Source organism: Hyphomonas oceanitis SCH89 (assembly GCF_000685295.1).
Taxonomy (GTDB): domain Bacteria; phylum Pseudomonadota; class Alphaproteobacteria; order Caulobacterales; family Hyphomonadaceae; genus Hyphomonas; species Hyphomonas oceanitis.
In genome coordinates, this window is the sequence record NZ_ARYL01000009.1 from 88856 (window position 1) to 115300 (window position 26445).

Annotated in this window: 27 protein-coding genes and 1 tRNA gene; 18 read left to right on the forward strand and 10 right to left on the reverse strand. The window is 58.9% G+C overall.

Annotated elements, in window-relative coordinates:
* Positions 1-44 precede the first annotated feature (44 nt).
* Entirely contained in the window at positions 45-1178 is a 1134-nt protein-coding gene (locus HOC_RS07690; protein ID WP_035537223.1) for a PA0069 family radical SAM protein, read from the forward strand.
* 195 nt (positions 1179-1373) lie between these two features.
* Positions 1374-2456: a site-specific DNA-methyltransferase gene (locus tag HOC_RS07695; RefSeq protein WP_034737892.1), complete on the forward strand. Its 1083-nt coding sequence runs from the start codon at positions 1374-1376 to the stop codon at positions 2454-2456.
* On the opposite strand, the gene mutY is transcribed toward HOC_RS07695, so the two are convergent.
* The gene (gene mutY / locus HOC_RS07700) at positions 2453-3496 is read right to left on the reverse strand and encodes an A/G-specific adenine glycosylase (RefSeq protein ID WP_035537225.1); all 1044 of its coding nucleotides are present in this window, start codon (positions 3494-3496) and stop codon (positions 2453-2455) included. The genes HOC_RS07695 and mutY overlap by 4 nt on opposite strands.
* A gap of 42 nt (positions 3497-3538) precedes the next feature.
* On the opposite strand from mutY, the gene HOC_RS07705 reads away from it, so the two are divergent.
* The 9 genes from HOC_RS07705 (at position 3539) to HOC_RS07745 (ending at position 11866) form a co-directional block, all read left to right on the forward strand.
* Complete coding sequence (locus HOC_RS07705; protein ID WP_051624635.1) at positions 3539-4111, forward strand: DUF721 domain-containing protein; 573 nt, start codon at positions 3539-3541, stop codon at positions 4109-4111.
* A 26-nt stretch (positions 4112-4137) separates the two neighbouring features.
* On the forward strand, positions 4138-4803 hold the full coding sequence (locus HOC_RS07710; RefSeq protein ID WP_051624636.1) for a DsbA family protein: 666 nt from the start codon (positions 4138-4140) through the stop codon (positions 4801-4803).
* Positions 4804-4867: 64 nt separating this feature from the next.
* Positions 4868-5539, forward strand: coding sequence for a DsbA family protein (locus tag HOC_RS07715; protein ID WP_051624637.1), 672 nt, complete (start codon positions 4868-4870; stop codon positions 5537-5539).
* 15 nt (positions 5540-5554) lie between these two features.
* Complete coding sequence (gene smc / locus HOC_RS07720; RefSeq protein WP_035537226.1) at positions 5555-9016, forward strand: chromosome segregation protein SMC; 3462 nt, start codon at positions 5555-5557, stop codon at positions 9014-9016.
* A 149-nt stretch (positions 9017-9165) separates the two neighbouring features.
* The gene (locus tag HOC_RS07725; RefSeq protein ID WP_051624638.1) at positions 9166-9516 is read left to right on the forward strand and encodes an AtpZ/AtpI family protein; all 351 of its coding nucleotides are present in this window, start codon (positions 9166-9168) and stop codon (positions 9514-9516) included.
* A gap of 17 nt (positions 9517-9533) precedes the next feature.
* Positions 9534-10292, forward strand: a complete 759-nt coding sequence (locus tag HOC_RS07730) for a F0F1 ATP synthase subunit A (RefSeq protein WP_034737980.1) — start codon at positions 9534-9536, stop codon at positions 10290-10292.
* A gap of 115 nt (positions 10293-10407) precedes the next feature.
* Positions 10408-10644, forward strand: coding sequence for a F0F1 ATP synthase subunit C (locus HOC_RS07735; protein ID WP_034737903.1), 237 nt, complete (start codon positions 10408-10410; stop codon positions 10642-10644).
* Between the two features lie 75 nt (positions 10645-10719).
* On the forward strand, positions 10720-11271 hold the full coding sequence (locus tag HOC_RS07740; protein ID WP_035537227.1) for a F0F1 ATP synthase subunit B family protein: 552 nt from the start codon (positions 10720-10722) through the stop codon (positions 11269-11271).
* A gap of 4 nt (positions 11272-11275) precedes the next feature.
* The gene (locus tag HOC_RS07745) at positions 11276-11866 is read left to right on the forward strand and encodes a F0F1 ATP synthase subunit B family protein (protein WP_084146205.1); all 591 of its coding nucleotides are present in this window, start codon (positions 11276-11278) and stop codon (positions 11864-11866) included.
* A 78-nt stretch (positions 11867-11944) separates the two neighbouring features.
* Here the strand turns inward: HOC_RS07745 and HOC_RS07750 are convergent, their stop codons facing one another.
* Positions 11945-12853: a toll/interleukin-1 receptor domain-containing protein gene (locus HOC_RS07750; protein WP_035537229.1), complete on the reverse strand. Its 909-nt coding sequence runs from the start codon at positions 12851-12853 to the stop codon at positions 11945-11947.
* Positions 12854-13000: 147 nt separating this feature from the next.
* On the opposite strand from HOC_RS07750, the gene ychF reads away from it, so the two are divergent.
* The 7 genes from ychF (at position 13001) to HOC_RS22115 (ending at position 18977) form a co-directional block, all read left to right on the forward strand.
* Positions 13001-14098 (forward strand): redox-regulated ATPase YchF, encoded by a 1098-nt coding sequence (gene ychF, locus HOC_RS07755; protein WP_035537230.1) that lies wholly within the window; start codon positions 13001-13003, stop codon positions 14096-14098.
* A 131-nt stretch (positions 14099-14229) separates the two neighbouring features.
* A complete protein-coding gene (locus HOC_RS07760; RefSeq protein ID WP_035537232.1) occupies positions 14230-14739 on the forward strand; it encodes a Csu type fimbrial protein in 510 nt (169 codons plus the stop codon).
* Positions 14740-14758: 19 nt separating this feature from the next.
* On the forward strand, positions 14759-15496 hold the full coding sequence (locus HOC_RS07765) for a fimbrial biogenesis chaperone (protein ID WP_035537234.1): 738 nt from the start codon (positions 14759-14761) through the stop codon (positions 15494-15496).
* Between the two features lie 73 nt (positions 15497-15569).
* Positions 15570-17852 (forward strand): fimbria/pilus outer membrane usher protein, encoded by a 2283-nt coding sequence (locus tag HOC_RS07770; protein WP_035537235.1) that lies wholly within the window; start codon positions 15570-15572, stop codon positions 17850-17852.
* Positions 17849-18346 carry a Csu type fimbrial protein gene (locus HOC_RS07775; protein ID WP_035537237.1) on the forward strand — a complete coding sequence of 166 codons (498 nt, stop codon included), beginning with the start codon at positions 17849-17851 and terminating at the stop codon, positions 18344-18346. The genes HOC_RS07770 and HOC_RS07775 overlap by 4 nt, the downstream gene beginning before the upstream one ends.
* Positions 18347-18445: 99 nt before the next feature.
* Positions 18446-18535, forward strand: a tRNA-Ser gene (locus HOC_RS07780).
* Positions 18536-18698: 163 nt separating this feature from the next.
* On the forward strand, positions 18699-18977 hold the full coding sequence (locus HOC_RS22115; protein ID WP_156950418.1) for a hypothetical protein: 279 nt from the start codon (positions 18699-18701) through the stop codon (positions 18975-18977).
* A 4-nt stretch (positions 18978-18981) separates the two neighbouring features.
* On the opposite strand, the gene HOC_RS07790 is transcribed toward HOC_RS22115, so the two are convergent.
* From HOC_RS07790 to HOC_RS07825, 8 genes are all read right to left on the reverse strand, one after another.
* The gene (locus HOC_RS07790; protein ID WP_035537241.1) at positions 18982-19359 is read right to left on the reverse strand and encodes a hypothetical protein; all 378 of its coding nucleotides are present in this window, start codon (positions 19357-19359) and stop codon (positions 18982-18984) included.
* Positions 19360-19555: 196 nt separating this feature from the next.
* Entirely contained in the window at positions 19556-20623 is a 1068-nt protein-coding gene (locus HOC_RS07795) for a phage portal protein (protein WP_035537243.1), read from the reverse strand.
* The gene (locus tag HOC_RS07800; RefSeq protein ID WP_035537244.1) at positions 20616-21176 is read right to left on the reverse strand and encodes a hypothetical protein; all 561 of its coding nucleotides are present in this window, start codon (positions 21174-21176) and stop codon (positions 20616-20618) included. Before HOC_RS07800 ends, HOC_RS07795 begins: the two co-directional genes overlap by 8 nt.
* Positions 21176-21736, reverse strand: a complete 561-nt coding sequence (locus tag HOC_RS07805) for an HK97 family phage prohead protease (RefSeq protein ID WP_162174817.1) — start codon at positions 21734-21736, stop codon at positions 21176-21178. The genes HOC_RS07800 and HOC_RS07805 overlap by 1 nt, the downstream gene beginning before the upstream one ends.
* Before the next feature lie 76 nt (positions 21737-21812).
* Complete coding sequence (locus tag HOC_RS07810; RefSeq protein ID WP_035537246.1) at positions 21813-23075, reverse strand: phage major capsid protein; 1263 nt, start codon at positions 23073-23075, stop codon at positions 21813-21815.
* Entirely contained in the window at positions 23060-23383 is a 324-nt protein-coding gene (locus HOC_RS22940) for an HNH endonuclease (protein WP_035537247.1), read from the reverse strand. The genes HOC_RS07810 and HOC_RS22940 overlap by 16 nt, the downstream gene beginning before the upstream one ends.
* Positions 23374-24891 carry a terminase large subunit domain-containing protein gene (locus HOC_RS07820; protein WP_199285877.1) on the reverse strand — a complete coding sequence of 506 codons (1518 nt, stop codon included), beginning with the start codon at positions 24889-24891 and terminating at the stop codon, positions 23374-23376. The genes HOC_RS22940 and HOC_RS07820 overlap by 10 nt, the downstream gene beginning before the upstream one ends.
* Positions 24892-25227: 336 nt before the next feature.
* Positions 25228-26409 carry a bifunctional DNA primase/polymerase gene (locus HOC_RS07825; protein WP_084146208.1) on the reverse strand — a complete coding sequence of 394 codons (1182 nt, stop codon included), beginning with the start codon at positions 26407-26409 and terminating at the stop codon, positions 25228-25230.
* Between the last annotated feature and the right edge of the window lie 36 nt (positions 26410-26445).

Below are 26445 nucleotides of genomic sequence, written 5' to 3' on the forward strand. Positions count from 1 at the left end.
CTATGTTCTTGTTTTGTTCTCCATCTTGTGGGCACATGCACCCCATGAGGACCGGACAGAAACTCAAGCCCACAGGGCGCGTGACGCTGATCGACACGCAGCAGGCCGTCGAACGGTCTGACCAGCGCGGGCGCGGCGCAGTCTCCAACCAGACCGGCCGGTTCGAGCCCGAAACACGTCACACGTTTGATGACGGATGGGACACTGTCGAAGAAGCTGCAGCCCGTATCGAGACGACGCTGACGCGCGAAGCCGCCAAGACGATCATCACTTTCAACAAGTCACCCGACATTTCGTTTGACCGGTCGATCAACCCCTACCGTGGCTGTGAGCATGGGTGCATCTATTGTTTTGCCAGGCCCAGCCATGCCTATGGCGGCCTCTCTGCCGGTCTCGATTTCGAAAGCAGGCTGTTCTTCAAGCCGAACGCACCGGAATTGCTGAAGCGGGAATTGTCGCGTCCCGGCTACCGCCCCCGCTCCATCGCCTTGGGGATCAATACGGATGCCTTCCAGCCGGTCGAACGCGAGATGGGACTAACGCGGGAAATTCTGAAAATCCTGTCAGACTATCGCCACCCCGTCAGCCTCCTCACCAAATCCTCCCTGATCGAGCGGGACATCGACCTGATGGCCCCCATGGCGGCGGCCGGGCTGCTCCGCGTTGGTGTCTCCATCACGACGCTGGACCGCACTCTGGCCCGGAAGATGGAACCCCGCGCCGCAACCCCAACTAGACGGTTGCAAACCATCCGGGCGCTTTCCGATGCGGGCATACCGGTAACAGTCATGACAGCTCCCATCATTCCCGGCCTGACCGACCATGAAATCGAACACCTGCTGGAGGCCGCCGCCGACCACGGAGCCACAGGCGCCGGCTATGTGCTGCTGCGCCTGCCGCACGAGATAAAGGACCTCTTCCACGAATGGCTGGTGACGCATGTGCCCGACCGCGCCGCAAAAGTGATCAATACGATCCGCGAAATGCGGGGCGGCAAGGATTATGATGCGCGCTGGTTCGAGCGCGGCAGCGGCCGCGGCCCCGTCGCGCAGATAATTTCGCAGCGCTTTGCGCGGGAAACACGCCGGCTCGGTCTTGATGCGCCTCGGCCTGCGCTGCGGACAGACCTTTTCCAGCCACCTGTCGCCCCAAATGGCCAGCTAGGCTTTGGTTTTTGACAATTATTTCACCAATATTCCCGACTCTATGCACAAGGTTATGAACAGCTCTATCCACAGGCTGGAAACCCGTTAGTTTCGATTCCGAAACGACTCCGGACTGATTCGGCTCCGCAACTATTAGGGTTTCGGAAACCGGCGTCCTTCAGTGATTCGTCTCCACGAAACACATGTAGACAATACGGGGCTGGCCAAATGGAATTGAAGCGCAACACGATCCTGCAGGGCGACTGCATCGACATTCTTCGCCGCCTGCCGGACCGCTCAGTCGATCTGGTCTTTGCCGATCCACCCTACAACCTCCAACTCGGCGGTGGCCTGACCCGCCCCGACCAGTCGGTCGTCGATGGTGTGGACGATGCCTGGGACAAGTTCGACAGCTTCGATGCTTATGACCTGTTCACGCATGAGTGGATGGAAGAGTGCCGCCGCGTCCTGAAGGATGATGGCGCGATCTGGGTGATCGGCTCATATCACAACATCTTCCGCGTCGGCACCGTGCTGCAGGACCAAGGCTTCTGGATCCAGAACGACGTCATCTGGCTGAAATCCAACCCGATGCCGAACTTCAAGGGCACGCGTTTCCAGAACGCCCACGAAACGCTGATATGGGCGGGCAAGTCCGAAGCCTCGCGCGTCACGTTCAACTATGACGCGCTGAAAGTCTTCAATGAAGACAAGCAGATGCGGTCGGACTGGGTCATCCCGCTCTGCACGGGCGGCGAGCGCCTGAAGGATGAGGCCGGCAAGAAGGCGCATCCAACGCAAAAGCCGGAAAGTCTGCTCTCACGCATCCTGCTCGCCACGACCCATCCGGGTGATGTTGTGCTTGATCCTTTCTCTGGCACAGGCACGACGGCCGCCGTCGCCAAGCGCCTCGGCCGCGACTTCATCGGCATCGAGCGTGACCCTGACTATGTCCGCCTGTCGCGCGCCCGCATCGCGGCCATCACGCCGATTGAGGGCGAAATCCTTGAGACAGAGCGCAGCAAGAAGTCCCTTCCACGCGTTCCGTTCGGCGCCCTGATCGACAATGGCTGGCTGAAACCGGGCGACCGCCTCTTCTCGCCGCAACGCCGCTTCCAGGCGCGCATCCGCGTCGATGGCTCGCTGACAACCGGCGCCGTCTCCGGCTCGATCCACCGCCTTGGCGCGCATGTCCAGCAGGCACCCGCCTGTAATGGCTGGACCTATTGGCACTTCGAAGACCCGAAGCGGAACCTCGCCCCGATCGACCTGCTGCGCCGCCGTTATCGCGACGAAATGGGCCTCAACTAGGCCTCGGGCACCGCGAGCCGTAAGGCTTTCGCGAACACGCTCGGCAAGCCTTCAACGTCCCGGATGGGTGTCCACACACCGTCCGGGCGTTTTGCTTTAAGACGGGCCCGTTTGACCGTCAGGATCAGGGCAAAGTGCGTGAACACATGGCGCACCTCGCCGATTATTTCCCAGCCCGCCCCTACTGGCGGCGCCTCTTCAGGCATGCCCGTCTTGGGCCAGTCAGTGCATGGCAACGCAAGCATGCCCCCCAGCAGGCCTTTGTCAGGGCGCCGCACGAGCATGACCTCGCCCCCTTCCAGCAGGACATACGCCACGCCGAAACGTACCTTTGTCGCCGCCTTTGCGGGCTTGCGGGGATAGGTGTCCGGCTCGCCCTCGGCCCGCGCCGCGCACATAGTCGCCAGCGGGCAGATGAGACAGTTCGGGCGCGTCGGCGTGCAGACAGTCGCGCCAAGGTCCATCAGCGCTTCGGCGAATTCCCCCGGTCGCTTTTCAGGTACGAGCGCACGCACCTCAGCCGCAATCACCTTCTTCGCTTCGGCCCAGTCGCCTTTCAGCGCCAGCAGACGCGCGAACACGCGGTCCACATTTCCATCGACAGCCGCCGCCTGCCGGTCAAACGCAATCGCAGCGATGGCCCCGGCTGTATAGGGGCCTATGCCCGGCAATTTCACGAGTGCCTTTTCGGTCTCAGGAAAGCCGCCTAGGGCCACAACTTCACGCGCACATTTCAACAGGTTGCGTGCCCGCGCATAGTATCCGAGCCCCGCCCAGGCGGTCATGACCTCCTCATCACGAGAATTTGCGAGCGCTTCCACCGTGGGCCAGCGCTGCGTGAATGCGTGGAAATACGGCGTGCCGTGCGGGATGGTCGTTTGCTGCAGCATGATCTCGGATAGCCAGATCCTGTAAGGATCAGGGCGTTTTCCAAGCGCTCGCTCAGCTGGCGCGACACGCCAGGGCAAATCGCGGGCATGCTGGTCGTACCAGGCCAGAAGCCGTGAAGGCAGTTCCTTGAAAGACCTCTTGCCGGGCATGTGTGCCTTTTCCTCGCCACCAAGGCGTGCTTGTCTTGGGGAATGGTAACAAGATCAACCCTGGACCCCATCGAAGAGGCGCGCGCACGCGTCCGGCTGCGCTATCTGCGCGCCCGCAAGGTCCACCCCGGCATATCGCAGATCGGCCTCGCTGCCGAGCGCCTGACGCGCAAATCGGGCGCGAAGAAACTGCCAGCCGTGCAGATCCTGCAGCGCCGCTGGCGGGAAATCGTCGGCGAAAAACTCTATCCATTCTGTCGACCGGAAAAGATTACCGGCGGCAAGGACGGTCGCGTGCTGACACTGCGCGTCATTCCGCAGGCTGCGCCGCTGGTGCAGCACCAAGCCGAAACGATCCGCCAGCGCGTGTCCGTTTCGGCTGGTGGCGACATTGTTGCCATCAAGATCGTGCAGGGCGCCCTTACGACCAGTGACCCAGTCGCGCCGCGCCGCAAGAAACGCCCCCTTACAGCGGCAGAGCGCCAGGCACTTGAGGCACGGACCGCCGGCATTCAGGATTCCAGCCTGCGCGCGGCGATTGTTGCGCTGGGCGCAGCTGTGCTAACCGCAGACGACTCTGATACTTCCACCCCGGACCCACGTCCGGCCACGTAGACCTCCTGTCCCGAAGGCCCGTTTGAATGTCTCTGATTGCTCGTCCATCCGCTCTTGTCACGGCTCTCGCTTTCCTCATCGCCGCTTGCGGCAGTGCTACGGGCGACGACGCAAAGCCGGCTCCAGCCGAAGCCCCTGCAGCGCCCGCCGTGCTGGGTCACGTCAAGGGCGCGGCCGACGCGCCGCTGACTGTCATCGAGTACGCGTCGCCGACCTGCTCACACTGCAAGCATTTCCATGACGATGTCATGCCCACGGTTGACGAGAAATTCATCGCAACCGGCAAAGTGAAGTTCATCTACCGCGAATACCCGCTGAACGATATCGACGTCGCCGCCTATGCGATCGCCAACTGTGCCGGCGAGGACAAGTTCTTTGACGTACTGGACGATCTGTTTGAGCATCAGCAGGATATCTTCGATGCTTCCAAGTCCGGGACGATCAAGCAAATACTCCTCGATATCGCCGCGCGTCATGGCATCACTGACGAGAAGGCCTTTGATGCGTGCACCACGAACCGCGCGATCCGCCAGCGCATTGCCGACACGATCATGACCGGCGATATCTTTGGCGTTCACGCCACGCCAACGTTCGTGGTCAATGGTCAGGTCAAACCAGCCGACCAGGATGCTCGCTCCGGCGAAGCATTCGAGGCCTATCTGAACGGTGAACTGGCCAAGCTGCCCCAATAGGCGACCCGGCACACAGCATTAACGATTTGGCAACCAGCCCGACTCAATTCTTAACGCGAAGGTTATGATGATGGAACGCATCTCCAGACGAACCGCTTTGGCCGCCGTTTCGGCGCTGGCTCTTGTTGCCTGTAGTGGCAGCGACAACAGCCCGACGAGCCCCAAGAAATCGGGAAGCGACCCGGCCGCAATCGGACACGCTATCGGCTCGGCTGATGCGCCAGTGACATTTATCGAATACGCCTCGCCGACATGCCCGGCTTGCAAGTATTTCCATGACTCTGTCCTGCCGGAGATCACCGAGAAGTATATCTCCACAGGCAAGGTGCGCATGGTATTCCGCGAATATCCTGTGCACGACATCGACGTGCCCGCCTATGCGATGGCGCTCTGTGCGGGTGACGGCAAGTTCTTCGATGTGCTCGACGATATGTTCGAACACCAGTCCGGTATCACCGACGCAGCCCGCAATGGCGTGCTGAAAGCGGCGCTGGTTGCCATTGGCGAACGCCACGGGATTGCCGATGAAGCCGCTTTCGATGCTTGCATGTCGGATGAGGCCATTCGGAACCGCCTCAAGGCGACCTATGATGAAGCTCAAAAGGACGGCGTCGACAGCACCCCGACATTCATTTTTGACGGTCAAATGTCCCGCTTCGATGGCGACATTCGTACAGTCGAAGGCTTTTCAGCGAAGCTTGATTCCTTGCTCGCTGGCGACACGGCAGGACAATAGAGATATGAGGCCGGCATGCAGATAACCGAACTTCGCATCGCCGGCTTCAAGTCGTTCGTCGACCCGCAAACCGTGCCCGTGGAACCGGGCCTTACGGGCATTGTGGGCCCGAACGGCTGTGGCAAGTCCAACCTGCTTGAGGCCCTTCGCTGGGCCATGGGCGCCAGCTCGGCAAAAGCCATGCGTGGCGGCGAGATGGACGACCTCATCTTCTCCGGCGCGCAAGGCAGGCCCGCGCGCGAGACGGCCGAAGTCACGCTCGTGCTCGACAATTCCAAACGCACGGCTCCTCCCGAGTTCAATTCCTCCGACACGCTGGAAATTGTGCGCAAGCTGCGCCGCGGCGCGGGCACATCCTACAAGCTCAACGGCCGGACAGTGCGCGGCAAGGACATCCAGCTCCTGTTCGCGGATGCTTCGACGGGCGCCAACTCCCCTGCCCTCGTGCGCCAGGGCCAGATTTCAGAACTGATCGGCTCAAAGCCCCAGAACCGCCGCCGGATTCTTGAAGAGGCGGCCGGTATCGCTGGCCTCAACACACGCCGCCATGAAGCCGAACTGAAGCTCAATGGCGCCGAATCGAACCTTGAACGCCTGACGGAAGTGTCTGCCGAGGTGGAGCGCCAGCTGGCCAGTCTCAAGCGTCAGGCCGGCAAGGCCCGTAAGTACAAGCGCCTGTCGGATGAAATCCATGCGCTCGACGCGCTTGTTGCGCATTTGCGCTGGAGCGAAGCCAAGCTCGCCTGCGATATTGCCCGTGAAAAACTGGAAGAATCGCGCCGTGCCGTCGAAGACCTGACGCGCCGGGACGCGATTTGCGAGCGTGAGCGTATCGAAGCCAGCGAAGGCCTCGGCCCCCTACGTGAAGCGGAAAGCGTCGCATCGGCCAAGCTCGGCCAGGCTCGTATCGCGCTCGCCCGACTGGAAACAGAGCGCAAGGTCGCCGCTGACGCCCACGCACGGCTGGAGGCAGAAGCCGCGCGCCTCATTGAAGACCTTGAGCGTGAACAGGCAGCAAAAGCTGAAGCCGAAGCCGCAACCCAGAACGCCCGCAACGAACTTTCCGCGCTGCCCGTCATGGACGAAGCGCGCAATGACGAGATCGAGGCCGAGATTCGCGCCCGTCTGGAAGCCGCCAGAAGCCAGCTGTCAGCCGCCGAAGAAGCCGCTGACAACGCGCAGGCAGCGCTTTCTGAAGTACGCGCACGCCGCAAGGCGTCGGAAGAGAATGTCGGCGCCCAGACGCGTCGTCGCGACCAGATCACGTCCGATATAAATCGGCTGACCACCGAGATGGCTAGCCTGGAAGACGCTGTGTCGCTCGTGCGCAAGCTTAAGGATGCCAAGGACGCCGAAGCGCAATCAGAGCAAGCATTGCAGGATGCCGAGACCGCGGTCGAAGCCGCCGAAGCAAGGCTAACCGAGACACGCGCGGCTGAAGCGGATGCCCAGCCTCCGCGCGACGCAGCCGACAAGGATGTGCGCGCACTCGAAGCCGAGATTGCCGGCCTGCAAAAACTCCTGCGCAAGCCCGATGGCCCCAGCGCGCCGCCCGTTATCGACCGTATCCGTACCCGTGATGGCTATGAAAAGGCCGTTGCTGCCGCGCTTGGGGACGATATCGAGGCGCCGACGGACCGTTCCGCGGCCATGTTCTGGAGCGGCGCCGCCGCTGCAACGCAATCCCTGCCCGATGGCGCAACCGCGCTGAGCGAATTCGTCGAAGCGCCTTCCGAGCTGGCGGCCCGCCTTTCACAGTGCGGCGTTGCAGCTGCAGAAGATGGCGCTCGCCTGATGGCCGAATTGAAACCGGGCCAGCGCCTGGTTTCGCGCGAGGGGCATTTGTGGCGCTGGGACGGCTTCACACGTACACCGGATGCGCCTGTATCTGCCGCCGCGCGCCTTGAACAACAGGCCCGGCTTGAAGCCGCGCAAAAAGAGATCGGCCCCCTTCAGGCCGAACTTGAAAACCACACCAGAACGCTAACCAAAGCCCGCGATGCCCGGCTGGCAGCCGAGGAAGCCCTTCGGGGCCTCCGCCAGACCATTGCACCGGCCCAGCGTAGCCTCAGCGAGGCCCGCACACGGGTCACGGAAGCCTCACAGGCCTCCGAACGAGCCGCCATGAAGCGCGACACCGCCGGTGAAGCCCTTGCACGCGCCAATGCCGACCTTGCTGTGGTCAAGGAAGCCCTGTCGCTGATGTCGCCACAGTCTTCCGCTGAGGAAGAATCCACGCTTGAGGAGAGGCTAACCGAGGCACGCATGGGCGTCACAAGGGCCCGCGATGCCGAAATCGAGGCGCGCGGCCAACTCACCGACATTACGCGCGGTCGGGAACAGGCCGCCAACCGGCGCGCCGGGCTCGAGCGCGATGTCGAGACCTGGACCACACGCGCGATCGCCGCAGGTGAGCGTGTCGAAAGGCTTGTTCAGCGGCGCGCCAGTGCCGCGTCCGAAGCCATCGCCGCCAAGTCTCGCCCTGAGGAACTCGCCATTGAAATCGAGGCCATGGCCGCCGATGTCGAGCGGCTTGAAGCCGAGCGCAAACGCATCGCTGACCAGCTATCGGAAAAGGAAACCGCTGCGCGCGAAGCTGAGACCGCTGCACGTCAGGCTGCCGTCGCCGCATCTGAATCGCGCGAGACTCTGGCCGGCTGGAGCGTGAAGCTGGAAACGGCTGAAGGCCGCCTCGAAGAAAGCGTCGAGATCGCCCGCAACTCGTTCCAGCGCACGCCCGAAGGCCTGCTGGCCATTGCCGAGTCAGGCCTCGACGAAGCCGAGATGGGCGAGTTCACGCCGCGCGATGCAGAGCGTAAGGTTGAAGACCTTCGTCGCGAGCGCGACCAGCTTGGCGGCGTGAACATGAATGCCGAGGAAGAGGCCGAGGAACTCGAAACCCGCCTCGGCAGCCAGGTTCACGAGAAGGAAGACCTGACGGCCGCTATCGCCAAGCTGCGCGAAGGGGTCGATGCGCTCAATGCCGAGGGGCGCGAACGTCTGCTGGCAGCTTTTGAGACCGTCAACGAGCACTTCAAGGCCCTGTTCACGGCCCTTTTCCGGGGCGGCCAGGCGGAACTCCGGCTTGTCGACGCCGAAGACCCGTTGAATGCCGGTCTGGAAATTTTCGCCCAACCGCCAGGCAAAAAGCTGGGCACGCTGAACCTGATGTCAGGCGGCGAACAGGCCCTGACAGCGGCTGCCCTGATCTTCGCTGTGTTCCTTTCACGGCCTGCACCGATTTGCGTTCTGGACGAGGTGGACGCGCCGCTTGATGACGCCAACGTGGACCGTTTCTGCAACATGCTGAACGAAATGCGCCAGCGCACCGATACGCGCTTCGTGGTCATCACCCACAACCCCGTTACCATGAGCCGGATGGACCGTCTTTTCGGCGTTACCATGCGTGAACAGGGCGTTTCAAAACTCGTTTCTGTGGACCTTGAGGCCGCCGAACAGCTTGTTGCGGCGGAGTAGCGCAGACCCACAGTCAGGAATTGCAATAAAAACAAGGAATTGTGTTTCTGTAATCGCGGTTGACTTGGCAGAGCCCCCCTCATAGTTTGCGCCGAAATCCGGGGGTCTCCCGATTAGCAAGGATTCGCGGCTGCGGAGCGCTTAAAAACATGTCCAGTGAGGGTCCAGACGGCCTTGGTGAGGAAATCGCCAAAGCAAGGGCAGCCCGCGCTGAACGGGAAGCGACAAAGCAAGCCCAGACCAAGGCTGACGAAGGAAATCATTCGGCTGGGGCCTATGCCCTGCGATATGGCGCGGAATTTGGCGCCAGCATCTTTGTTGGTGGCTTCATGGGCTACTGGATCGATGTTTTCGCAGGAACGAAGCCCTGGGGCTTGCTGATCATGGGGTCTTTTGGCTTCGCAGCGGGCATTCGGGCAATATTGAACGCCTACAAAGAGCTGAATGCTCAGGCGCTGAAACAGACAGAGGGGCCGCAGGCCTCCGAAGACGGGAATTGAGACGGATGAACCTGTTTATGCCGAGCGTTGCGCTGGATCCCATCCACCAGTTCAAGGTTACCAAGTGGCTCGACTTCAATGTCGGCGGCATCGACCTGTCGTTCACAAACGCATCCGGCTTCATGGCGCTCGGCGTCATCCTGACGATCGCCTTCTTTGGTGTCGCCGCGTCGAAAGGCCAGCTTGTACCTTCGCGCCTGCAGTCGCTGGCCGAGATCGGTTACGGCTTCGTGGCTGACATGGTGCGCGGCGCAGCAGGCGAGGAAGGCCTCAAGTTCTTTCCGTTCGTGTTCACGCTCTTCTTCTTCCTGTTCTTCGCGAACATGATCGGCATGGTGCCTTACGCCTTCACCACGACGAGCCATATCATCGTGACCGGCGCCCTGGCCCTGCTCGTGATTTCGATCGTTATCGGCTTCGGGTTCTACAAGAACGGCTTCAAGTTCCTGAAACTGTTTGCGCCATCGGGCGCGCCATGGCCAATCTATATCATTCTGATCCCGATCGAGATCATTTCCTTCTTTGCCCGCCCGCTGACCCTTTCGCTGCGTTTGTTCGCCAACATGCTCGCCGGACACATCATGCTGAAACTGTTCGCTGGTTTTGCTGTCGGCCTGATCGCAGCAGGTGGCGCCTACATCATCATCGCACCGTTCGCTTTTGCCATGGGCGTTGCGCTCAACGCGCTTGAGCTTCTCGTGGCTGGCCTGCAGGCTTACGTCTTCGCCATTCTGACCTGTGTGTACCTCAACGACGCGTTCCACCCCGCACACTAGTTACCCTTTCGCCGGTGCGGCCACATGGTCACACCAAACCGCTTGACGCCGCACACGGAACACGCTTCACGGGCGGCACTTTGTAGAACAACAGCATTCCCATAAGGAGATCCCCATGGAAGGCGATATCACCCTCGGCCTCAAATATGTTGGCGCAGGCCTCGCAACACTCGGCATGATCGGTGCCGCTATCGGTGTGGGCAACATCTTCGGCTCGTTCCTCGACGCCGCAATGCGCAACCCATCCGCTGCCCCACAGCAGACCGGTAACCTCTTCATCGGTATGGCCCTCTCCGAAGCGCTCGGCATTCTGTCGTTCCTCGTGGCCATCCTGATCCTGTTCGTCGTCTAAGAAGCTTTTCTGCTTCGGGCTGGCGACACTTGCGTCTCCAGCCCTGACGACTGACATGAAACCGAGGATAATTTGATGCTGATCGCATTGCTTGCAGAAACTGCGGCCCACGGGTCCGAACATCTTGCGGAAGACACACCGCCGCCGTTTCCGCCGTTCGAAACGTGGCATATGCCGTCCCAGCTGTTCTGGCTGGCGGTTCTGTTCGGCATCCTCTATCTCACCATGTCGCGGGTCATCCTGCCGAAACTGTCGGATACGCTTGAAAAGCGCTCTGACCGGATCGCATCCGACCTCGACCAGGCGGCTCGCTTGAACGACCAGGCGACGGAAGCCCAGCAGGCCCTTGAGCTGCGCATTGCGCAGGCCAAGAACAAGGCCCGTGAAACGGCTGACAAGGCACGCGCCAAGATGGATGCCGAAATGGCAGCCGAAACGTCACGCGTTGACGCCGAAATTGAAAAGAAGCTGGATGCGGCTGACGAGCGGATCGCAAGTCTTCGCGTTGAAGCCATGAAGAATGTCGAGCAGATCGCCATTGAAACAGCGGACACTATTGTTGGCCGTTTCGGCGTGTCGGCTTCGAAATCCGAGCTGAAAAAAGCCGTTACCGCGGCGCTGGAGTAGTCACATGCGGACGATGAAATATCTCATCCCGATGAGCGTGCTTGCCGCAAGTGCGGCCCTGCCGGCCCTTGCGGCTGAAGAAGGTCATGGTGAGGGCTTCATTGGCGGACTGGCCTATGCGTTCACCGATCCGGTGACGTTCACAGCCTTCCTGGCATTTGTTGTCTTCCTCCTGATCGCTGCTCGCATGGGCGCCTTCAAGACCATTCTGGGCGGCCTGGACAATCGCGCCAGCGCCATCTCTGCCGAACTGGAAGAAGCCCGCAACCTACGCGAACGTGCAGCTGAGGCACTCGCCCTCGCCGAGCGTCGCCAGCAGGATGCCGACAAGGAAGCCGAGGCGATGATCGACCAGGCCAAGGCTGACGCGAAACAGATCATGGCAGAAGCCCGCAAGGACATTGCCGACCGTCTCGTTCGTCGTGAAGCGCTGGCAGAAGCCCGCATCCACCGCGCCGAAGCGGAAGCGACCGAACAGGTTCGCCGCGCTGCAGCTGATGCTGCCATCTCGGCCGCTCGCCGCGTTCTCAGCGAGGATAATGGCGTTGACCAGTTCGAAGCAGCTGCCCGCGAGATCGACCGCGCGCTGAGCTAGACACTTACGCCAATCCCAAAAGAAAAGCGCCGCTGGAGAAATCCGGCGGCGCTTTTCTTTTGGGCGTTGGAGAAATGGCTATTCGGTGGTGTCATCCACTATGGTGCCCGGCTGGAGCACCTGGTTCACCAGCGACCGTGGCACCTGACCGGCAGGGCACGTCATGGCCACAGGCGTGCCATTGCTGATTGCTGGCATGGATGCCCGCATTTCAGGTGTCAGAGGTTGGGACCGGAATACCCACGCAAGCACCAGCATTGCCCCGATTGCGACCACTATGCCGCCTATCGTGCCCCAGCCTATGCCCATGTCTGCATCCGCCTGACGGATGGTCGCTGCTGTCGGACGGGCCGCTTCGGCAATCTTGACCCCGGCGACCGGACGATGGCCGTTGCCATTGGTGCCCTTGAGTGATGCCGCAGCGAGCGCGGCAGCGCCTTGAGCCTCAGGCGCAGGTGCGGGCTTCTTGCCTAGCTCTTTCTCGCGCTGTGCCTTGGCGTGAAGCGCCAGAGGGTCCTCAGGGTGGGCGGCGAGCCAATCGGCGCGTTCGTCCTCGTCCTTGGAGCCGTAGCCCATCCATTCACGCAGGTCGGTACGACCATCTCGGCTGCCAAGCTCGTCCACGGCCTGGTAAAAGCCTTCTGGCGTCTTGCGAGACGTCATGCTGGCTATCGAGAAGCGTTTGTTGGTCCGGAATGGCTCATAGGGAATGGTCTTGTCGAGCGCCATCTGAACAAGCGTGCCAGGACGGGAATGTCCGACCGAGGCGGCAGCCCTTACCCAGTCGCTCTTAACCGCGTTCTCAGACCAAAGGACGAGCATGGACGTCGAGTTCATCGCATTACGCGCGTCCTTTGCGTCAAAAGTCTCGTCGACCTGCTTCTGGTCGAACCAGACTTTGAATTTGAGGGCGCGAAGCCGCCTTGCGATCAGCTTCGCCGTGTCGCGATCTTCGTTCGCGGATACCAGAAAGACGTCATATGCCATGGGGTCATTCCTGCAACTCTTGTGCCGAGCATAGCAATACTGCCCCCCTTGGCCACCCAATTCCGCTTTCAGGCGACAAAACTGCCTGTTTTTCGCTGCGAAATAGCGCTAAGGCCCCCGTCAGACAGTCAGAAAAAGGAGGCCGGAATGGGCTTCAAATGTGGAATTGTGGGCCTGCCCAATGTAGGCAAGTCGACGCTCTTCAACGCGCTTACGCAGACGGCCGCCGCACAGGCCGCCAACTATCCGTTCTGCACGATCGAGCCGAACGTTGGTGAAGTCGCTGTGCCAGAACCCCGGCTGAATGAACTGGCCCGGATTGCCGGCTCCAAGGAGATCATTCCGGCGCGAATGAACTTCGTCGATATCGCTGGCCTTGTTGAGGGCGCGTCCAAGGGCGAAGGTCTCGGCAACCAGTTCCTGGCCAATATTCGCGAAACCGACGCGGTTATCTACGTGCTACGCTGTTTTGAGAACGATGACATCACGCACGTCCGCGGCACAGTCGACCCGATTGCAGACTTTGAAGTTGTCGAAACAGAGCTGATGCTGGCTGACCTCGAAAGCCTCGACAAGCGCAAGGCCGGGGTCGAGAAGAAAGCTAAATCAGGTGACAAGGATGCCAAGGCGCAGGTTGCGCTGATCGACCTCGCCCTGGCTGAACTCAATGAAGGCCGCCCTGCCCGCAAGGCCGCCGTGCCCAAGGACGAGACGCGCGCGTGGAACATGCTCCAGCTGCTGACATCCAAACCCGTCCTCTTCGTGGCCAATGTCGATGAAGACAGCGCCGCCACCGGCAATGCCCATTCCGAACGTGTGATGGAGCGCGCCAAGGAAGAAGGCGCAGGTTGCGTGGTGTTCTCGGCCCAGATCGAGAGCGAGCTAGCCCTGCTCGACGATGCCGACCGCGCCGAATATCTTGAGACGCTCGGACTGGAAGAGCCCGGTCTCACGCGCCTGATCCATTCTGGCTATGACCTGCTCAACCTGCAGACCTATTTCACTGTCGGCCCAAAGGAAGCGCGCGCGTGGACCATCCGGCGCGGCTGGACGGCCCCAAAGGCGGCCGGCGTCATCCATGGTGACTTCGAGAAAGGCTTTATCCGCGCCGCAACTATTGCATATGCCGATTTTGTCGCCAATGGCGGTGAGGCGGGCGCAAAAGAGGCCGGCAAGATGCGTGCGGAAGGCAAGGAATATGTCGTGCAGGATGGCGATGTGCTTCACTTCAGATTCAACGTTTGAGGAGGGATCTCACTGACATCATTTTGAGCGTGTAGATATGAGCAAGAATTAACTATCGCGTAAGGTATACACATCATTCTACCTTCCGGAGAGACATTCCTAGCTGTGGGGATGCAGCTTGGGAAATCGCGATGCAGAGAATACGTTTTCACTACCGCCCATCTACCATCCTTGCACTTGCCGGGCTCCTGCTGCCATGGGGGATGACCAATGCCGCGACCGATACGGATACATTCGATGTAACTGTAACAGTTATTGCAGCATGCGATATTTCGGCGGCCGATCATGACTTCGGCACTTACGACGCACTGTCGCCGACGCCGCTTGATTCTACATCGACAATTTCGGTTACCTGTACGTCAGGCGCGAGCTATTCCGTCGCGCTGAATGCCGGAACCACGGGCGGTGGTACGATCCCGGCCCGCCTCATGACGGATGGCTCCAACACACTCTCATACAACCTCTACACGAACGCAGGCTATGGCACAGTCTGGGGTGATGGTACGGGTGGCTCTGCAGAAGTGACCGGCACCGGGAGTGGCGCCTCTCAGGACCTGACTGTTTATGGACGCATGCCTGCAGGTCAAGGCGAACCTGCCGGTGATTATTCTGACACAGTGACCGCAACGATTACGTACTAGCAGGCGGAGGGAAATTCCGATGTTCACACGAATGAAAGTCGCCGTTTTGGGGGCCGCAGTTTCCTCCCTGTTCCCGTCTGCAAACGCTCTCGAAATCGCCCCAACAATGATCACTCTGGAGCGAGACCGCCCCATCGCCACCTTGAAGCTGGCCAATGATGGGGCGACAGAAAAGACGTACGAGTTGACCGGGTTTTCATGGCGGCAACGGGACGGCAATGACCAACTATCCAAGGCTCCGACACTGATCATCACGCCTCCGGTGACATCGCTTGCGCCTGGCGAAGAAACCCTGGTCCGCGTTGGTCTCGCTTCGGCCTCTACACATAGCGATGGCGAAGAGACATATCGGATACGCGTTCGAGATATCACCCCCGCCAGCCCGAACGCCGCGAACGCCCTTCGTATCCGCATGGAGTTCCTGTTGCCTGTAATTGTTCCCGCAAATGCACCTCAGACCAATCTCCGACTCGCCGATGCGCGCGAGCGTGACGGCGCCTTGTGCATCCGTCTGCGAAACGAGGGCAACGCGTACCAGAAGATTATTGGCATAGGCGGCCACAACGGCCCGGCTGAGATGGTCCCCGTCCAGCAATACATCCTGCCAGCGTCTGAGGCCACTATATGTTCGGAAGCGCTGATGGGTGTGCCCCACGCTCTTATTACGGCTGAACTAGCGCCGACATACGCCTCAAATGCGCAAATGCTTTACCTCGCAGCGGGCAATGCAAGTGTTCCGCACCAGACTGACGATTAGTCTTATTGTACCGGGCGCCGTCGCTGGCAGTCTGGTGTATGCAGACACGCCTGCTGCGAGAGAGGGAGGCCGCATGGTCGCCGCTTCCCTTTCGCGTACGCTCGGTCTGAGAGGCTTCCTGTCGTCTACAACTGACACATTCCATATTGTCGAAACACGCCTCAATGGGCAGGTTTCGCCGGACCCGCTCATGATTGTCGAACGGGACGGCATTATCTGGCTCCCTAAAGCCTATCTCGGCCAAGCAGGCCTTAAAATTCCGGCTGGCTTTGAAAAAGTACGCGGCCAGGACTACGTACCGGTCAGCGCCATTGGCGATGCAAAAGTACGCTTCTCGCCAGACCATACCCGTCTCGACATTACCTGCAGCACCGAGTGTTATGAGTCCAACAGACTGGATCTGAACAGCGGCGCGCAACCGGCTTATTCGGCGGTAACACCAGGCCTATTCATCAATTATGATCTATACTCGCAGTTCGGCGACACAGGCGATTCAGTCGCGGGCTTTGCCGAAACAGGCCTGTTCACCCCCTGGGGCACTGGCCTGAACGACATGTTCTGCATTTCAAAGCCTTCGAACGAATGCATACGCCTTGAATCAAACTGGACAATAGATGATCCCGGCTCGACCCGGCGTCTGCGACTGGGCGATACGGTCAGCGATGCCGGAACATGGGGTATCCCGGTGCGCTTCGGAGGAGTGCGATGGGGCACCGACTTCAGCCTCAGCCCCGACATCCTGACCTTCCCTACCCCGTCACTCTCCGGCGACGCGACCGTGCCGGGAACAGTGTCTGTTCTGATCAATGCCACAGAGCGTTTTCAGGGCAGTCTCAAGCCCGGACCGTTCACGATTACGGATTTGCCCGTTGTCACTGGCGCGGGCACAGCGCAGGCCGTCGTTACCGATGTGCTCGGGCGGGAAACGATTGTCACGACGCAATTCTATGCGGCGCCCCAGCTGCTGCGCCCGGGCCTTGCCGACTATTCGCTTGAAGCTGGCTGGCTGCGAGAGGATTTCGGGCTGCAGTCCAACCATTATAGCGACCCCTTTCTCGCGGGGGGCTACGCGCGCGGATTGACTGATACGTTGACCATGGGCGCGCGGGCTGAAATCTCCGATGACGTTTATATCGCAGGCCTATCGGCAACAAAGTCAGGCACACACTTCGGCGTCATCGAAACCTCGGCAGCGCTTTCAGGTAGCGACGGGCATACAGGCAGCCAGTTCCAGTTAAGCCACGAATACCGCAGCCGGTCCCTCACCCTGGGATCGACCGTGACTTACGCTTCTGAAGCCTATAAGCGCATCGGCGAAGACGGCGCCCTGCCCCGCACAACAGCGCGCGCCTTTGTCGGATGGAATATCGATGCCATCGGGGCCGCCACGCTCAACTGGGTCAAACAGGACGCACGTACGGGTAAGGATTATTCAGCTGTAGGCTTTGGCCTCAACAGCCGATGGAAGCGCGCCTCCATCGCCATATCGGCACTCAAGGCAACCGAGCCTGATGACACATTCCTGGCGAGCTTGCGCGTTTCAGTTCCTTTTGGATCCGATGGAACCGCAGCATCGGGACTGGATTACCGCAACAACAACCTAGGCGTCGAAGCCCGTTTTCGCAGGAGCGCGCCGCGCAGCGGTGGGCTGGGCTATAATATTGAGATGGAAAGGGATGGCATCGATCGGTTCGCGGGCGGCATGGTCTATCGTGGTGCCGTCGGCGAGGCTTCTGCCGACGTAAGCGACATTGAGGGCCGCCGAGCCGGACGACTGGGACTGCGTGGCGGGCTCGCTTATTTCGGCAGTGAACTTGTCGTGGCCCCGGCTATCACTGACAGCATGGCCTTGGTCGAACTAAACGGCGAGGCTGGCGTTCGCGTCTATCATGACAGGCAGCTGGCCGGCGTGACCGACAAGAGAGGAAGGCTGGTCATCTCGGACATTCGGAACCATGAGACAAATGTCGTTGCCTTCGAGCCAACAGACCTGCCTCTCACAGCTGATTTCTCCAAGACCGAAGTAACACTTGTGCCGGGATTCCGAACCGGGCATCGGGTGGAGTTCGGCATCTCACATCATGCGGATGTGATTGCGCATATCGTTCGACCCGATGGGCGGCCGCTCGAGACGGGGACGCGGCTTGAAGATCGGGTAACAGGCAAGTCTTATGTCGTCGGAAGTGACGGACGTGTCTTCATTCCAGACGCTGACACATTGACCCACCTGACGCATGAATCAGATACGGGTACCTGCGTGGCAAGTCTCCACGGCCCCGCGGGGCAAACGAACATGGCAATCACGGACCTCGGTACGATCACTTGCCAGTTGGTCAACCAAGGCGCTCCGGTATGAGACCCGCCTTCATCCCTCTTAGCCTGTTCGTGGCGCTGGTCATCATCTTCTGCGAACGCGCAGACGCAACTTGCACCGGCATTGGATGCAGCTGCTCGATCAGCGCGGATGACTTGTCTTTCGGCGCCTATGATCCGCTAAGCGCATCCAACCATGATGCGACCGGCGAGGTGCGTGTGACATGCGGGGCGCTCGTCGCAAGCATAACCGTTTCCTACACAATTTCCCTGAGTAGCGGCAGCAGCGGCACATCGCTGGCTCGCACTATGGCCAATGGCGGAACAACACTCGCCTACAACCTGTACACTACTCCGGCCCGAACTAGCATCTGGGGCAATGGAGCGGGAGGTACCGTCACGCTCAGCAACGGTTATTCCCTCAGCCTTCTCGTTCCCAGGACCGACGCTTTCCCGGTCTATGGTCGCATCCCCCCCGCCCAGCCAGTTGGGGCAGGCAGCTATTCCGACTCCCTTGTGGCAACCGTGACCTTCTGACCAACAAAGTCCGGTATGCGTGAGAGGGGTCGTATGCGTTTTCACGCAAGGCAGGACTTGCGGTTCCGCTCCTGTTTCAATAGACGACTAGGTTCGTGTGGAGAGGTGGCCGAGCGGCTGAAGGCGCGCCCCTGCTAAGGGCGTATACGTTAACGCGTATCGAGGGTTCGAATCCCTTCCTCTCCGCCAGCCATATGCACTTAATACGCTGTATTAATTGGATGTCTGTGTAGATGGGCTCTCGATCATATGCCATCTATTCCGCCAACACGAATTCGACCAAAGGCATTTATTCTCTTATCGCGAATCGTGCGACGGATCTTTCACCTATTGTTAGGTCGTGGAGGACGCTATGCTGGTGCTGTTAAAGATACGTGATTTAAACAAACCTACAGAGCCCAAAAAGGTACTGCAATTCAAGCTCGATATTCTTCCAAAAGCGGGAGATCAGTTGGCTATTTGGCGAGAGGGCGATGATTCGCAAGTAGAGAATGTACTTGTCGAAGAGATTAAACACGTCTTGTCTCATCCCCTTAAGATCGGGCAATTTAATGGTGATGCATTCCAAGATGAGAATAATAGATGTGGCCAGCAGCTCCACGTCATCATCGGATGTATACCTGCTGCATAGGTTCCTATGAAGGATCATCAACGGCGTACGCCTGCGCTTGCCATAAAGCTTTGGCAGGATCGACTCTAACATCACGTAGCTTCATCCAACCAAAGCCTGGAACAAGTACCTTGTCGTCAATCCTCGGTTCGATGCTGAGGCTTGGAGAGAAAATGTTCACTCTCCTGTCACTCTGGGGGATGCCTGCCGCTGCTCTGGTCATGTCATCGAAGTCGTCAACGAATCCCTCAAAGTCGTAGGTGGTCACTGTGAAGATCGGATCGCCGTATTCATCCTGTCCGCCAGCAGTCTCACGTCGAAGCGTGCCCGCAATGGGAATGCCTTGCCGTTGGAATGCCTTATGAATCTTGCTGGCTAATGAGCCCTGAAGAATGCTTGTCATGGAGACTGCCTCATAAAAAGGTGGCCCCTGCCAGCCGGAGTAAGCTGCACAGGGGCCGGGCACCGTGAGTAATGCGGGCTCACAGTACCGTGGGGCGCGCGGAAACCTGTAAAGACCGCACGCTCGCCAGCGTGTTGGACGCAGGAGATTATTGCATCCGTCACGCATTGGGCAGGGGGATCACACGGCCCCCTGCTCACTTGTCGCCCCAATCCACAAGGTCCAGGGCAAACTTGATTTGATCGTCTGACAGACCGCCTTCTTTCGCAGCCGCCATAGCTTGAACGATTGCCGTGGCAGCGCGGGCGCGGCCTCCAGTATCGAACGCTTGTAGTGGGCGCATTACGTCAATGGAGAAACTCTCGCCGAGCTTGTCCTGCATCTCTTCAGCAATCATCTTGGCTATGGGTTGCAGCATCCATTGCGCCAGGTGGCGTTGACCTTCGCGGATAAGAGGGCCTTGCGCTGTCTTATCGAGCATTGCAGGCAACACACCGAACACGCTCAGGACAGACGCCCTGGACGCATCAAGCATTTCCTTTGGCATAGCCCCAGAAATATCAGGCGTGACGCTGTGCGGCTTCCAATCCTGTGTTGGTGTTGGACCACCGGCAGCCGAGACATAGACGCTCTCACGGAGTAGAACGCGGCCACGGCGAGCCCTGAAACCACGTCCGAGATTCTCAAGGTCATCATTTGCCGACTCTGGAAACGAAATGATCTGCGAGCCTAAAGGCATATTCTCGTATGCCTCAGACAACGAAGTCTCCAAGGCGTTCAGCATGCCAGCCGATAGTGAAGCTCGCTTAAGCGGTGCCTGCCCTGCCCACGGCGCCGCAATGTCAACGCCAGTCCGGAAGTGCAGAACCTCACCAGCAAGAGCAACCTCAGTCGTTCCGCCGCCCGCTTCAGATATTGATACTCGGTAGGCAACCGGCTTCCCATTTCGCGTAGAGAGATCCCAGTCAGCACAGGGGACAAGGCCGTCTTCTCTGATCAGGAATACGGCTTCACCGCGTATGGCTAACGATCGGCCCGACATTGCCAGCACCCTAGGCGTCAGCAGGTCAGCGCTGCTCACATCGGCAAGAGCCAGGCCATTCTCCCACATTCCGATGCAAGCTTGAGCAGTACCGGTCAGTTCAGCGATACCACGGTTGCCCGCAATCCAGCTTTCGCGTGCGGCCATCAGTTCAGCAGTAAAGCCCGAGCCAGTAGAGCGAACTTCACGCCTGGAAAAAATATTCTTTACGAACTCAAACAACGTGAGCCCTCCTGTAGGGACGAAGCAGATCGGCCGCACCAGATGCCTGGAGCGCGTGCCCTTTCCAATTCGGATCTCGGGTAACGTTCAGGGAGACTGAGCCAGCACGAACCGACGCGCGGCTTGCTCCAGCAGGAACGACGCTCTCGTCAGCAAGGTATTCAGCCAATCGGCGGTAAGCCTCCAGTACCGGTTTGGGAGGAACTTCATCTTCACCGGCTGTTCCACTGAACCGAAAGAGACCGGCAGACGATATCGCGTAGCCATTGAATGAGGCAGAGTCAGGGGTGATCTCTATCCATTCGGTTCCCGTGAATCTCTCAGCCGTAGTCAACGTGACAGGAGTTAGGTCAGCTTCCCAGTACTGGGTGCCATAGCCTTCGTTCTCAACAGCCCACCGAACATCGCGTTCTTTCCACCGGTATGCAATCCATGCCTCGATGCGAGCCCAGATGACTGAGGCGTCGATAGCTGCAGCTTCTGTAGAGAGGCCTTCGGGAGCGCTTGGGTAAACTGAGGGCACTTCTTCATAGCGTTTGTAATTCAGCAACATTAGAGCCTCCACCGCCTTAGTGTGCGATTGAGGCCATCGCGTTCAACGTGATCCTGTTGCGCACGGATCATTTCGACCTGAGCCTCTTTGTAGGCGGGGCGGGTGACTATTGAAAATTCGACAAGAATGGCTTCTAGGATTCTACGGATACGAGCGTTGTGCATGCCGTTCGCAGGGTCGCTGCCTTCATCCCGCCATTGCTCAGCCTTGTCTCTTGGCACAGCCCTTTCTGGCGGAAGACGAAACCCTGGAGACAGACCGGTCACAAGGCCGCTTTCGATCTGGGCTACAAGATCCTGAGCATAACTCGTTTCCATGATCTCGGGAGTTAGGATCGCCTCTAGTTCCAGAAACGCTGCCGTGTCGCTGAATTTGAGAGTGCCATTCTTCAGACTGGCTAAGGGCTTATCAAACGAGTGGCCATAGAGCAGATGAATTTCCACCTTCTCTTCAATCGTGTGAGCGAACGCGCCGGGAGCAAATTCCTCTTTGACTGGACGGCCAGACTTGCCCCCATCGGACAGGACGGCAGGGCGATTGTAAGGGAAGCGGCCAGCCAAGCGAACGCCTGACCGACCACCCCTGCGGACTTCCAAGCCTTCGAACGCAGGCCCGAGATGGAGGTCCATAGCCATCCTAGTTGTGAATGCCCTGGAGGACTTCGGACTGAGCCGCACGGGCCACCGTGACATCAGCGGTTGCCAAGGCAGTAAGTCGAAGGCCACCTGAGGCCGCGTCGGAATATGGATCGCGGATAACGTCCACCGCACCCCAAAGGCCTACAAAACCAGGCGCGACACCACCAGCAGAAGTCATAAGCACCGCGTCTGTACCTAGCGGCGAACCTGCGGGATCAGCCAGAGCATTGCTTGAAACAACGACATTCTGGGCACCCACATTTTTCACGAGCCGGTCCCATTCGGAAACTGCAGTCCCGCTAATCAGGGCGTCATCCAGGGCCGACCAGCACTCAGGACGCATAAGAATCCGTACATCGGAAGCAGCACCAGCTGCGTTGTTGGTCATGAAGGCAACAATGGCTTCGCGGAACGCTGCCCATGTGGCAGCAGCATCCACGGATGTTTCATTAATGCCGTACGTCGAGGCACCATAAACGAGACCCAACGGCTGACCACTAGAGCCTTGGCCAAGGAAAATAGCTTGGTCCAGCGATGCTCCGATTGCGCTTGCCATGTCGCGGCGAATAGCTTGCTCAAGACCAGCACCGGACTGTTTGAGCGCTTTGCGCGTGATCTTCATTGTGATGCCCAAGGTGTTATCAGGGGCCAATGGGCGATCAGTTACGGCGTAGACCGTAGGGCCTGCGACTGCGCCCGTTTCGGTTGCCTGCCAGCCAGCAGACACTGAACTTGTAGTGACAGGGTATTCCAGTGATCCGCTTTCAATTGCGACCATCTGGAGGCCCATTCGACCAGCGACACTCTGCGGAAACAGGCGGTCAATGATTGGGGCTGTCCGCACAGGGTCAGGTGTGCCAGACGAAACAGTCTCACCAGCGCGTTGCTCCAGTGCTTGCCAAGGAACAGGGACTCCACGGAAGCCACCACTTGAGCGAAGCTCTTGAACAATCTCGGCTGTGTGGCCATCAAGCGCGCGGCCTTCATCATAATACAAGGCGACCTGACGAAGCTCGAACTTATCAACGAGATCAGACCATTCTTTATCGGAGCGGTTCTCAATCTCTTCACCGGCTTCGCGGCGCTCATCATTCTCAGTCACGAGGGCTGCGCGGTAGCGAATTTCGTTCGACCGAAACTCTGTATCGAGGGTTTCGATTTCGCGGACTTCATCTGTGGAAGGTTCATCTTTGCCAACAAGTTCGGACAGCTTTTGTCGAATCTCGGATTGGCGGCGTTGTAGTTTTACGCTTTGCAGCATGGGGGTGTATCCTCAAGGAAATCGCGCCACTTCCGGCGCTCGGGTGAAATATCTGGAAAGCCAATTTCCAGGCGGGTCTTCCGAGCATGGCAGGAAGAGCACAGCACTTGGCAGTTACTCAGCTCGTAAGAGAGGTCAGGCCGATCACGGACGGGTAGGATGTGATCCACCTCAAGACGGCACGCACGGGCGCCGCACTGAACACATTGGTAGTCATCGCGACGCAGGGCTTCCTGGCGTAGAGCCTTCCACCGTTTGGTGCGGGTGACTTTGGCTGAGTGTCGCAAATAGTCTTTCGTCAAACCCATTCCGCAACCCTCGCTTTTTGGGCAGGGCGTCCCATGCGACGTGCACCTTCAGCGACCGCTAGGACGGAGGCAGCAACAGCATCGATACGCCCTGTCGAACGCGCCTTGGCCAGCTTCAGATTATTTGCAGGATCTCGGAGACAGACAGCATCAGCGAAGGCAGAACGCAGCAGAAGTGAAGGGCGAGATTTTACACGGCCATCATATGCAGCTCGTCTGAACCGCTCGCAGTCTTCGCCGCCGTCTCGAAAGCCCATGCCCCGCCAAACGATGGGAACACGTATGCCCGCTTGATCAAGAGCCTCGGCGAATTCTGCCTGCTTGAAGCGATCCGCAATGATGCAGCCAATACGCTCATCTTCAACTTGGTCTATAACTTCCCTTAGCCAGGGCGAAACAGGGACAGTCTTATCGCCAAGCGTATTCAGTTCGCCGCGTTCCTGCATTTCGAGGTAGCGGCCTGACACGCCGTCAGCAGCGCCACGGTCGCCGAGTGTGGGGCTCGTTGGAAATGTTCCCAGGGATTCGAGACGGCCAGTCGCGGGCCAGTAAAAGGCGACGGCAGACATGGAGGCAGATCCGCCAAGGTCAATTCCAATTATGCACTCCCCTTGCCTAGGCGGGAGATTGGCGGTCTCACAGGCGAGCCATTCGTCCAGAGTGAGAAGCAAGTCGCGGGTTTCGCCACTGACCCTTTCGTTTCGGTTGTATAGTCGGAAAGAATTGAGGGTGCTGCCGCCGCGCGCAGAAGCCCGTTTCGCTTCCGCCTTAAGCCAATCAATTGAAGAGCCGATGCCATGTTTGGCGCCAGGGTTAGCAATCTTGAGAGTTTCCAGATCGTCCACAGGCAATCCGGGTGCTGGCCTATGCTCTTGGACATAAACGCCTGCCTGTTCAGAGTCGCACCAGATGCTGAAAGGGTGGGAGTCGTCGGCAGCAGAAGTGGAGATAATTAGAGCTTTGCCGGACCGCTTACCAAGACCGGACAAAAGCGCGTGCTCTAGGTCGTCTCCCTTGTCAGCAGCCCAGTGTCCCCTCTCGTCCATTAGAACAAGTGTTGGCGCCGAGCCGAGGGCTGACCGTCCATCAGCAGCAATGGCCCGTAGGAAATGACTGCCGCCTGTTTCATCCTCGTATTCGATTTCAAGGCGCGGCGAACGACGAAACGTAAGGCGCTTCTGAATGTCTTCGGGAAGGAACCGGGCGAAGCTGGCAACAAATTCCCAAGCGATTCTTGCTTGGTCACGGGTACGGGCAGCAATCACAATTTCCCGACGCGGCTGATCATCCCACTCGCCGAGCAGTGATCCTAGAGCAATGCCAGATGACAGTGCCGTTTTCGCATTGCCCCTGCCAATGGAAAGGACTGCAATGTTATTCTTGAGATCGAGAGCGCCTCGAACAAATTTTTTCTGAAAAGGTGCGAGCTTTAGACATTGCCCCGCCTTAGGCCCTTCCGGGATCTTCAGCGTTTCCAGGAACTGAATGGCCTTGGTCGCCGGGGTCATAGGCCGGACCTCGTAGGACACAGCGCGAAAGCGTTAGCCCCCCCCTCGATACGTCCCCCCTCAACGGACCGAGCATTGGTACCTTTTATAATATTTGTGTGTCTCCGAATTCGCATTCGCTAAATATATCAGAGAGAAGAACATAAACGGAACATTCTTGTGTAGTCGAATGACAGTAACGAGGATCATAGGGACTTAGCCAAGATAGAAAATCACTGTCGGCCCTAGTCTATCAACTGTCCTCTCTGCCTCAGCACCTATCAAACTAACCAGAATTCATAGAGCTGCAGGCGCTGCCCCTTGCAGGGGGGGTGTTATTAGTGGTCGATACCAGAACTATGGGTGAACGCCGGTTGCCTTTGATGTGAAGCGCCAGTGTGCCGCCCTCCCCGGCTTGCCTGGCATGGGCCGTATATAATCTCGCACCTGTTCGATATAACCGTAATGGCTGAGCGCCTTCTTGCCCTTCTTCACGGCATACAGCGTCAGCCCTAGCGCATCGGTATCAGCTAAGCCTGGAGCATTGACGGGAAATGTCTCTCCATCTCTCCAACTCGATAGTAGATATGCCAGCAGCTGCACAGAGCACCGGTCCAACTCGTCGAAAGCAACACTCGGCAGCTCCCGAACACGCTTGGGACGAGCCATCGCCGCCGCCTCAACGCTACTGCCGATTAGGTTCTTGCCCTCAATCTCGTATTTCCATGCCGAGCGCGTAATCTTATCCACCTCAGCACCATCTTGTGCCACCTGACAATGCTCGCTGCTGATGCTCTGTACCTGCTCTAGCAGTGCGTTGAAGCCTTCCTGCGTGTGCCCATGCTCAACTGCGCAATGCCGGGCCTGCCTCATCGCCTGATACCAAACAGTATCGTTGCGGCGCCCTTCCTGAATTGTTCCACCCAGGCGAATTACCTTGGGAGGCGAGGTGCCGTGATTAGTGTTGGACCACCGCACCTCGCCGCCTTTGACACCTTTGAGGAACGACCATTCGTGCGCGGTCGGCTCAGGCACGTCTGCCAATCGGCACAGGAACTCTTCAAGGTTCACGTTATCAGCTGGTCGGTATTCAAAATCACCACGAGTGGAGCCTGGTGCAACTACATACGATCCCCTTCCAGCCTTCACGTCGATGTTGTGCCTTGAGCGTAGATGAAAGCCCTGTAGTCCGCTCGCTCGGTAGTAAAGATGAAAACCTTTTTTCGTCTCTACGACAGCTCGCGTATCACCCAACTCCTGCTTGATCCAACTCATCAGATTGAAGTCGCGGGTGTCTATATCCACCACAGCCAGATTCGATAAATCTAGCAGAATACCAATATTGCATTGCTGATTGCGCGGCTCGTCTGCCCACCCGTTCAGGATGCCGCTACCGTATCCCCTTGCGAGCTTCTGGTAGCCAGACCGGATCGCCTCCTTGCCGTTCGCCGCCAAAGGCATGACACGCAGTCCAACGGAGTAGTATTGTTCCCATAGACTGCAGAACGGACCCCTTTGCTCCTCTCTGTGCTGAACTATTTTTAAGGTAGCGTCCCATCAGATGGTGTAAATCGT

Excerpts from the sequence above, each read along its gene's own strand:
- HOC_RS07770 (WP_035537235.1), top strand. The coding sequence starts at position 15,570 with ATGGTCGCCGCTTCCCTTTCGCGTACGCTCGGTCTGAGAGGCTTCCTG.
- HOC_RS07750 (WP_035537229.1), bottom strand. The coding sequence starts at position 12,853 with ATGGCATATGACGTCTTTCTGGTATCCGCGAACGAAGATCGCGACACG.
- HOC_RS07745 (WP_084146205.1), top strand. The coding sequence starts at position 11,276 with ATGCGGACGATGAAATATCTCATCCCGATGAGCGTGCTTGCCGCAAGT.
- HOC_RS07820 (WP_199285877.1), bottom strand. The coding sequence starts at position 24,891 with ATGACCCCGGCGACCAAGGCCATTCAGTTCCTGGAAACGCTGAAGATC.
- HOC_RS07740 (WP_035537227.1), top strand. The coding sequence starts at position 10,720 with ATGCTGATCGCATTGCTTGCAGAAACTGCGGCCCACGGGTCCGAACAT.
- HOC_RS07810 (WP_035537246.1), bottom strand. The coding sequence starts at position 23,075 with ATGCTGCAAAGCGTAAAACTACAACGCCGCCAATCCGAGATTCGACAA.
- ychF (WP_035537230.1), top strand. The coding sequence starts at position 13,001 with ATGGGCTTCAAATGTGGAATTGTGGGCCTGCCCAATGTAGGCAAGTCG.
- HOC_RS07735 (WP_034737903.1), top strand. The coding sequence starts at position 10,408 with ATGGAAGGCGATATCACCCTCGGCCTCAAATATGTTGGCGCAGGCCTC.
- HOC_RS07710 (WP_051624636.1), top strand. The coding sequence starts at position 4,138 with ATGTCTCTGATTGCTCGTCCATCCGCTCTTGTCACGGCTCTCGCTTTC.
- HOC_RS07800 (WP_035537244.1), bottom strand. The coding sequence starts at position 21,176 with ATGTTGCTGAATTACAAACGCTATGAAGAAGTGCCCTCAGTTTACCCA.
- HOC_RS07705 (WP_051624635.1), top strand. The coding sequence starts at position 3,539 with ATGGTAACAAGATCAACCCTGGACCCCATCGAAGAGGCGCGCGCACGC.
- smc (WP_035537226.1), top strand. The coding sequence starts at position 5,555 with ATGCAGATAACCGAACTTCGCATCGCCGGCTTCAAGTCGTTCGTCGAC.
- HOC_RS07765 (WP_035537234.1), top strand. The coding sequence starts at position 14,759 with ATGTTCACACGAATGAAAGTCGCCGTTTTGGGGGCCGCAGTTTCCTCC.
- HOC_RS07690 (WP_035537223.1), top strand. The coding sequence starts at position 45 with ATGAGGACCGGACAGAAACTCAAGCCCACAGGGCGCGTGACGCTGATC.
- HOC_RS07775 (WP_035537237.1), top strand. The coding sequence starts at position 17,849 with ATGAGACCCGCCTTCATCCCTCTTAGCCTGTTCGTGGCGCTGGTCATC.
- HOC_RS07790 (WP_035537241.1), bottom strand. The coding sequence starts at position 19,359 with ATGACAAGCATTCTTCAGGGCTCATTAGCCAGCAAGATTCATAAGGCA.
- HOC_RS07730 (WP_034737980.1), top strand. The coding sequence starts at position 9,534 with ATGCCGAGCGTTGCGCTGGATCCCATCCACCAGTTCAAGGTTACCAAG.
- HOC_RS22115 (WP_156950418.1), top strand. The coding sequence starts at position 18,699 with ATGCTGGTGCTGTTAAAGATACGTGATTTAAACAAACCTACAGAGCCC.
- mutY (WP_035537225.1), bottom strand. The coding sequence starts at position 3,496 with ATGCCCGGCAAGAGGTCTTTCAAGGAACTGCCTTCACGGCTTCTGGCC.
- HOC_RS07760 (WP_035537232.1), top strand. The coding sequence starts at position 14,230 with ATGCAGAGAATACGTTTTCACTACCGCCCATCTACCATCCTTGCACTT.
- HOC_RS07695 (WP_034737892.1), top strand. The coding sequence starts at position 1,374 with ATGGAATTGAAGCGCAACACGATCCTGCAGGGCGACTGCATCGACATT.
- HOC_RS07715 (WP_051624637.1), top strand. The coding sequence starts at position 4,868 with ATGATGATGGAACGCATCTCCAGACGAACCGCTTTGGCCGCCGTTTCG.
- HOC_RS22940 (WP_035537247.1), bottom strand. The coding sequence starts at position 23,383 with ATGGGTTTGACGAAAGACTATTTGCGACACTCAGCCAAAGTCACCCGC.
- HOC_RS07725 (WP_051624638.1), top strand. The coding sequence starts at position 9,166 with ATGTCCAGTGAGGGTCCAGACGGCCTTGGTGAGGAAATCGCCAAAGCA.